1 protein-coding gene is annotated in these 388 nt (G+C 43.0%); it reads left to right on the top strand.

Translation table 11 applies throughout. From position 1 onward, the window contains the following. On the top strand, positions 1 to 388 hold a 388-nt coding region (locus tag KH400_RS22015; protein WP_217228270.1), incomplete at both ends, for a trimeric intracellular cation channel family protein.

Here is a 388-nt window from a genome sequence, read left to right as displayed (position 1 = left end):
GCATTCGGGGGAGGAGCTGTACGAAACCTTTTAATTGGAGTTCCGGTTTCAGCTCTATGGGAACAAGGTTCGTTATTTATTATTGCTATCGTTGTTATGACGATCGCTTTCCTGTTTCCTGTTATATTGCATCAACAATGGATTAAATTTGGTCTTTTGTTTGATGCGATTGGCCTCTCTGCTTTTGCCATTCAAGGTGCGATGTATGCAACGGACATGGGACACCCATTGTCTGCTGTTATTGTAGCTGCTGCCTTAACCGGAACAGGTGGTGGGATGATAAGAGATGTTCTTGCTGGAAGGAAGCCATTATTCTTGCAACAAGAAATTTACATTGTTTGGACAATGGTAGCTGGTGCACTTATTGGTCTGCATGTTGTCACAACTC

The organism is Desertibacillus haloalkaliphilus (genome assembly GCF_019039105.1).
GTDB classification, from domain to species: Bacteria; Bacillota; Bacilli; order Bacillales; family KJ1-10-99; genus Desertibacillus; species Desertibacillus haloalkaliphilus.
The sequence above is the reverse complement of the archived record's forward strand: the minus strand, read 5'-3'. Positions and strand labels throughout refer to the sequence as shown.